At 64.4% G+C, this 6,446-nt stretch carries 7 protein-coding genes and 1 tRNA gene; 4 read left to right on the plus strand and 4 right to left on the minus strand.

What is annotated here, in order from left to right; translation table 11 throughout:
* Nucleotides 1-595 (plus strand): sensor histidine kinase (locus tag WAN02_RS13815; protein ID WP_422264761.1); only part of this gene is annotated, 595 nt, incomplete at its 5' end.
* A 32-nt stretch (nucleotides 596-627) separates the two neighbouring features.
* Here WAN02_RS13815 and WAN02_RS13820 read toward each other — a convergent pair.
* Nucleotides 628-710 (minus strand) — tRNA-Tyr (locus tag WAN02_RS13820).
* A gap of 77 nt (nucleotides 711-787) precedes the next feature.
* Between WAN02_RS13820 and WAN02_RS13825 the strand changes: the two genes are divergently transcribed.
* The 3 genes from WAN02_RS13825 to WAN02_RS13835 all read left to right on the plus strand — a co-directional run bounded on the left by WAN02_RS13825 (nucleotide 788) and on the right by WAN02_RS13835 (nucleotide 3,935).
* The gene (locus tag WAN02_RS13825) at nucleotides 788-1,279 is read left to right on the plus strand and encodes a YajQ family cyclic di-GMP-binding protein (protein ID WP_325693941.1); all 492 of its coding nucleotides are present in this window, start codon (nucleotides 788-790) and stop codon (nucleotides 1,277-1,279) included.
* Nucleotides 1,280-1,354: 75 nt separating this feature from the next.
* On the plus strand, nucleotides 1,355-2,839 hold the full coding sequence (locus WAN02_RS13830; RefSeq protein WP_422264763.1) for a flavin-containing monooxygenase: 1,485 nt from the start codon (nucleotides 1,355-1,357) through the stop codon (nucleotides 2,837-2,839).
* A gap of 70 nt (nucleotides 2,840-2,909) precedes the next feature.
* Nucleotides 2,910-3,935, plus strand: coding sequence for an NAD(P)H-dependent glycerol-3-phosphate dehydrogenase (locus WAN02_RS13835; protein WP_422264764.1), 1,026 nt, complete (start codon nucleotides 2,910-2,912; stop codon nucleotides 3,933-3,935).
* 57 nt (nucleotides 3,936-3,992) lie between these two features.
* Here WAN02_RS13835 and WAN02_RS13840 read toward each other — a convergent pair whose 3' ends face one another.
* The 3 genes from WAN02_RS13840 to grcC1 form a co-directional block, all read right to left on the minus strand.
* On the minus strand, nucleotides 3,993-4,328 hold the full coding sequence (locus tag WAN02_RS13840; RefSeq protein ID WP_422264765.1) for a type II toxin-antitoxin system HicB family antitoxin: 336 nt from the start codon (nucleotides 4,326-4,328) through the stop codon (nucleotides 3,993-3,995).
* A gap of 80 nt (nucleotides 4,329-4,408) precedes the next feature.
* Entirely contained in the window at nucleotides 4,409-5,272 is an 864-nt protein-coding gene (gene htpX / locus WAN02_RS13845) for a zinc metalloprotease HtpX (protein WP_422264766.1), read from the minus strand.
* Nucleotides 5,273-5,334: 62 nt separating this feature from the next.
* On the minus strand, nucleotides 5,335-6,342 hold the full coding sequence (gene grcC1, locus WAN02_RS13850) for a nonaprenyl/(2E,6E)-farnesyl/geranylgeranyl diphosphat synthase (protein WP_422264768.1): 1,008 nt from the start codon (nucleotides 6,340-6,342) through the stop codon (nucleotides 5,335-5,337).
* Between the last annotated feature and the right edge of the window lie 104 nt (nucleotides 6,343-6,446).

The raw sequence follows: 6,446 nt of genomic DNA on the forward strand, positions 1-6,446 counted from the left end.
CGGTGCCCAACAGCACCTCGTCGCCCTGGCGGTGCTCATCCAACTCGCCCGCAAAGCTGAACAGGGCAAACATCAGCCGCTGCTCACCGAGGCATCCGAACTGCTGGAAGATGCGATCGCCGAGATCCGCAGGCTCGCGCACGGCATCTACCCTCCGTCGCTGGTCAGCGAGGGCCTTCCGCAAGCCTTGTCGTCGGTCGCCGCGCATGCCCCGATCCCGATTCGACTGGACCTGCAGGAGATCGGCCGCTACCCCGCCCCGATCGAAGCCGCGCTCTATTTCTGCTGCAGCGAAGCGCTGCAGAACGCCATCAAGCACGGCGGCCCCGGCACTGTCGTCACGATCACTGGTCACGCCGACGGGCGGACACTCACCCTGACGATCAGCGACACCGGGCGCGGGTTCGAGCCCGCAACCACCGGCACCGGGCTGACCAATATGACCGACCGCGTGTCAGCAATCGGCGGGAAACTCAAGATCGATGCTGCGCCCGGACACGGCACCCGAGTCACCGCCGTCGTCGAAGCTGCGGCGCAACCGAACCCCGACCCGTCGGCAAACGGCGAACTTGGACTGGCCCGCAGCTCAAAATAGCTGCTGCGGGACCACGTACCCTCTAACCTCTGTGGCAGATCCAGGATTCGAACCTGGGTAGGCGTAAGCCGACGGATTTACAGTCCGCTCCCATTGGCCGCTCGGGCAATCTGCCGTGTTGCGTGTAGCAGCCTACAACGAAGGTGTACTCGGATAACAAACGGCCAACATCGATAGAAGGGGACGTATCCAGTGGCGGATTCATCGTTCGACGTCGTCAGCAAGCTCGACCGGCAGGAGGTCGACAACGCGCTCAACCAGGCCGCCAAAGAACTTTCCACCCGGTTCGACTTCCGCGGCACCGACACCAAAATCGCCTGGAAGGGTGAAGAGGCCATCGAGCTGACCAGCTCCACCGAGGAGCGCGTCAAGGCCGCCGTCGACGTCTTCAAGGAAAAGCTGATCCGGCGCGACATCAGCCTCAAGTCCTTCGACGCCGGCGAGCCGCAGGCCTCCGGCAAGACCTACAAGGTCACCGGCACCCTGAAAGAGGGCATCAGCAGCGAGAACGCCAAGAAGATCACCAAGCTGATCCGCGACGAGGGCCCCAAGACCGTCAAAACCCAGATCCAGGGCGACGAGGTGCGCGTCACCAGCAAGAAGCGCGACGATCTGCAGGAGGTCATCGCGATGCTCAAAAAGGCCGACCTCGACGTCGCGCTGCAATTCGTCAACTACCGGTAGCCCCTCGCCTAATGAACCGGTCCGTGCCTAATCTGGTGAAGTAGGCCACAGGCTTGTTTGAAGCGAGGAGTATCGATGACCGTAACGCCATCCGAGGCGACAGACGTTGACGTCATCATCATCGGGGCGGGCTTCTCGGGCCTGGGTGCGGCTCACCGCATCACCGAGCGCAATCCCGGCACCAGCTACGTGGTCTTGGAGCGACGCGAGCAGATCGGCGGCACCTGGGATCTGTTCCGCTACCCAGGCGTCCGCTCGGACAGCAGCATCTTCACCCTGTGCTTCCCCTGGGAGCCATGGACCGGCCCGGAGCGGGTGGCCGATGGCGACCACATCCGGGAGTACCTGAAGGCCACCGCGCACAAGTACGGCATCGATCAGCACATCCGGTTCAACACCCACGTCCGCTCGGCGGACTGGAACTCCACGGACGACACCTGGACGGTCACCGCCGAGCAGGACGGGACCGAAAAGACCTATCGCGGCCGCTTCCTCTTCTTCGGGTCCGGTTATTACAGCTACGACGAGGGCTACACCCCGGACTTCCCCGGCCTCAGCGAGTTCGACGGCTCGATTGTTCATCCACAGCACTGGCCCGAGGATCTCGACTACCAAGGCAAGAAGGTAGTGGTGATCGGCAGCGGCGCCACGGCGATGTCGCTGATCCCGTCGCTGGCCGAGAAGGCTTCGAAGGTGACCATGCTGCAGCGGTCGCCCACCTATCTGTTCTCGGCGCCCAAAACCAGCGGGCCGATAAACTTTGTGCGGAAAGTATTGCCGCGCAAGATTTCTCACTCGATCGTCCGGCAGAGTAATGCGCTGCTGGAAGGCTTGATCTGGTTGTTGGCCCGCAAGACACCGGGCTTCGTGAAGTGGTGGATCCGCCGGATCGCGGTGCGCTACCTTCCCGAGGGCTACGACGTCGAGACCCACTTCAAGCCGCGCTACAACCCATGGGACCAGCGGCTGTGCCTGATCCCCGATGCCGACCTCTACGTCGCGATCGGCGATGGCCGTGCCGAGGTGGTCACCGAGCATATCGACCACTTCGATTCGACCGGAATCGCTTTGAAGTCGGGTGAGCATCTGGATGCCGACATCATCGTGACCGCTACCGGTCTGCAACTGCAGGCGCTGGGTGGGGTGGTGGTGTCCTTGGACGGAGCGGAGATCAAGCCGCAGGACCGCTTCGTCTACAAGGCCCACATGTTGGAGGAAGTGCCGAACCTGTTCTGGTGCGTCGGATATACCAACGCCTCGTGGACGCTGCGCGCCGACATGACCGCCCGCGCGACGGCAAAGCTGGTAGCTCACATGAAGTCTCACGGCTACACCCACGCCTACCCGCATTTGGACGGTGAGCCGATGCCGGAGAAGTCGGCGTGGGACATCCAGGCCGGCTATGTGCTGCGGACGCCGCACGCGCTGCCGAAATCGGGGATCAAGCGGCCGTGGAACGTTCGGCAGAACTACTATGCCGACGTCATCGATTACCGGTTCGACCGGATCACCGAGGCCATGGTGTTCGGCCGCGCCCAGAAGAAGGCGCTGGTCGGATAGCGCCGCATCTGCCCAACTGCATCTGCCCAACTGCCGGTGAAGATCGGGTGACGGCAATACGCTGGTCGCCATGGCAGCTGCTATGCGGGAACCGAACGTCGTCGTCTTGGGTGGTGGTTCCTGGGGCACCACCGTCGCATCTATCTGCGCGCGCCGCGGGCCGACCCTGCAATGGGTGCGCTCGGACGAGACCGCCAAGGACATCAACGAGAACCACCGCAACACGCGCTATCTGGGCAAGGACGTCAGCCTCAGCGAAAGCCTGCGCGCCACCACCGACTTCGCCGAGGCCGCGCAGTGCGCCGACGTCGTGGTGATGGGCGTGCCGTCGCACGGGTTCCGCGGGGTGCTCACCGAGCTCGCGGCCGAGTTGCGACCATGGGTACCGGTGGTGTCGCTGGTCAAGGGTCTCGAGCAAGGCACCAACATGCGGATGTCGCAGATCGTCGACGAGGTGCTGCCCGGCCATCCCGCCGGTATCCTGGCCGGCCCGAACATCGCCCGCGAGGTAGGCGAAGGCTACGCGGCCGCGGCGGTGCTGGCGATGCCCGACCAGCATCTTGCCGCCCGGCTGGCACAACTGTTCCACACCAAGCGTTTTCGCGTGTACACCGTCGACGATGTGCTAGGTGTCGAGATGGCCGGGGCTTTGAAGAACGTGTACGCGATCGCGGTCGGAATGGGCTATTCGCTGGGCATCGGCGAGAACACTCGCGCCATGGTGATCGCGCGCTCGGTGCGGGAGATGTCGAAGCTGGGCGAGGCGATGGGCGGTCAGCGTGACACCTTCTCCGGGCTGGCCGGGATGGGCGATCTGATCGTCACGTGCACCAGTCAGCGCAGCCGCAACCGCCACGTCGGTGAGCAGCTCGGCGCGGGCAAACCTATCGACGAAATCATCTCGTCGATGAACCAGGTGGCCGAGGGCGTCAAAGCCGCCAGCGTGATCATGGAGTTCGCCGACAAGTACGGGCTGAACATGCCGATCGCTCGCGAGGTCGACGGTGTGATCAACCACGGCTCCAAGGTGGAAGAGGCCTATCGCGGGCTGATGGTCGAAAGACCCGGACACGAAGTGCACGGCGCAGGTTTCTGAGGGTGCGCGGGTCTCTCGAGGTATAGACCTACTTTCGAAACGAGACCACCGGCGATATCAGAGGTCGAAAAGGCCAACCGGCGGCCGATCCGCCAGCTTCTGCACCACCCACTGATTCAACGACACATTCTGCTCGGCGGCCTCGACAGTCAATCGGGCGTGCAGCGCCGGTGACGTCCTCACGAGGAACTTGCCGCTGAACTTCCGTTCGGTCAGCGGCGGCGGGACATCTTCGCCGCGTTCGGAGAGGTGTTCGTCGACGGCGCGTTCAACGCTGGCGATCGCCGTCTGCATCGTCGGCGCCCACTCCGACAGCCAGGGCAATTCGAGGCAGCGGCCGACATATTCGCCGTGCTCAGAGGACCATTCGGCGCGGTAGGTATACCGATTCATGAGGTGGTGATATCGCATGTGGCGTCGATTTAAAAAGTCACCCTATGGTCAGTTGTGGAGACTTCTGAGGCTGGTGTGACTTACCGCCCGGCCATCTCTTCGAGGCGACGAATCCGGTCGGCCATCGGCGGGTGCGTGGAGAACAGCGAACCGATCTTCTCCCCGGCCCGGAACGGGCTGGCGATCATCAGATGGGCCTGGGCGGCCAGTTTCGGCTCGGGCGGCAGCGGCGCGGCCTGCACGCCGCCGGAGATCTTGCGCAGCGCGGATGCCAGCGCCAGCGGGTCGCCGGTCAGCATCGCACCGGACTCGTCGGCCTGGTACTCCCGCGATCGGGACACGGCCATCTTCACCACCGTCGCCGCAATCGGGCCCAGCATCGAAACCAGCAGCAGCGCAAAGGGATTGCCGCCTTCGCGATCGTTGCCGCTCATCGACCCGAAGATGAACGCCATGTTGGCCAAGGCGCTGATCACCGACGCAAGCGCGCCGGCCACACATGAGATCAGGATGTCGCGGTTGTAGACGTGCGACAGCTCGTGCCCGAGCACCGCACGCAGCTCGCGCTCATCGAGGATGTTGAGAATCCCGGTGGTGCAGCACACCGCGGCGTTGCGCGGATTTCGGCCGGTGGCGAACGCGTTGGGCGCGGCGGTGTCGCTGATGAACAGTCGCGGCATCGGCTGGTGAGCGGTGGTGGCCAGCTCGCGCACAATCCGGTAGATCGCCGGCTCCTGCACTTCCGACACCGGCTGAGCGTGCATCGCCCGCAGCGCCAGCTTGTCGCTGTTGAAGTAGGTGTAGATGTTCATGCCGACGGCGAATACGACGGCGAGGAACATCACACCCCTGCCGAACAAACTGCCGACGAACACGATCAGTGCCGACATTCCTACCAGCAACGCGAACGTCTTCGCCGTGTTGTGATGCGGATGCCAGGTCATCAACTTCCTCCTACAGACACGTTCATTAAACGCCGATGACGTGTCCCAGAGTTCCCCCGAAGCTAGCCGTGTCTGCTGATGGTGAAATCGACCAAAGTCGTCAGCGCCTGGTGTCCGGGGCCGTCGGGCAGCGCGGCCATCTCCTCGCGGGCCTTCGCCGCATACTGCGCGACCGTGTCCTTGGCCTTGGCCATGGCCGCCGAGGCCCGCAGCAGGGTCAGCGCCTCAGCCAGCACCGCGTCGTCCTCGATCGGCTTGGCCAGCAGCTCACGCAGCCGGTCGGCATCGGGCCCGGTGTCGTGCAATGCATAGAGCACCGGCAGCGTATGAACACCTTCGCGCAGGTCGGTGCCGGGCAGCTTGCCGGACTCGTCGGGGTCGCTGTCGATGTCGATGATGTCGTCCGAGATCTGGAACGCGGTGCCGACCAGGTCGCCCAGTCGGCTGAGCCGCTCGATCTGGTCTTCGTCGGCGCCGGAGAACATCGCGCCGAACCGTCCGGCCGCGCCGATCAGGCAGGCCGTCTTCTCGTGCACCACCCTCAGGTAATGCGCGATCGGATCGGCCTGATCGGCGGCCCCCTGGGTTTCGCGCATCTGGCCGGTGACCAGCTGGGCGAAGATCTCGGCGATGATCCGCACCGCATCAGGGCCCAACCGCGACACCAGCCGCGAGGCGGTGGCGAACAGATAGTCGCCGGCCAAAATTGCGACGTTGTTGCTCCAGCGCAGGTTGGCGCTGGGTGCGCCGCGGCGCACTTGCGCCTCATCCATCACGTCGTCGTGGTAGAGCGTGGCCAAATGCACCAGCTCGATCACCGCACCGGCGATCGTCACCTCGTCGCAGTCCGGACGCGGCCCCAATTGCGCCGACAACACCGTGAACAGGGGCCGGAATCGTTTGCCGCCGGCCTCGAACAGATGCAGCACGGCATCTGTCATCAGGTCATCTGACCCGCGCAGCTCGGTTTCGATCAGTTGCTCGATACGGGCCACCCCGTCGCGCACATCGGTGGCGAATGCGGCGTCACCAAAGTCCACGCCCGCTACCACCGTCGCAGGAGTCCTCACCCGACCAACATACTGGGGAGCATGGACTCCCATGCCGACGTGGTGGTGGTGGGCGCCGGACCGGCCGGCTCGGCGGCGGCCGCCTGGGCCGCGCGGGCCGGCCA

This window comes from Mycobacterium sp. (assembly GCF_049281135.1).
In the GTDB taxonomy this organism is placed as follows: domain Bacteria; phylum Actinomycetota; class Actinomycetes; order Mycobacteriales; family Mycobacteriaceae; genus Mycobacterium.

Bases quoted from the DNA above. Each gene is read 5' to 3' on its own strand.
- WAN02_RS13830 (WP_422264763.1), top strand. From the start codon at position 1,355: ATGACCGTAACGCCATCCGAGGCGACAGACGTTGACGTCATCATCATC.
- WAN02_RS13835 (WP_422264764.1), top strand. From the start codon at position 2,910: ATGGCAGCTGCTATGCGGGAACCGAACGTCGTCGTCTTGGGTGGTGGT.
- WAN02_RS13840 (WP_422264765.1), bottom strand. From the start codon at position 4,328: ATGAATCGGTATACCTACCGCGCCGAATGGTCCTCTGAGCACGGCGAA.
- htpX (WP_422264766.1), bottom strand. From the start codon at position 5,272: ATGACCTGGCATCCGCATCACAACACGGCGAAGACGTTCGCGTTGCTG.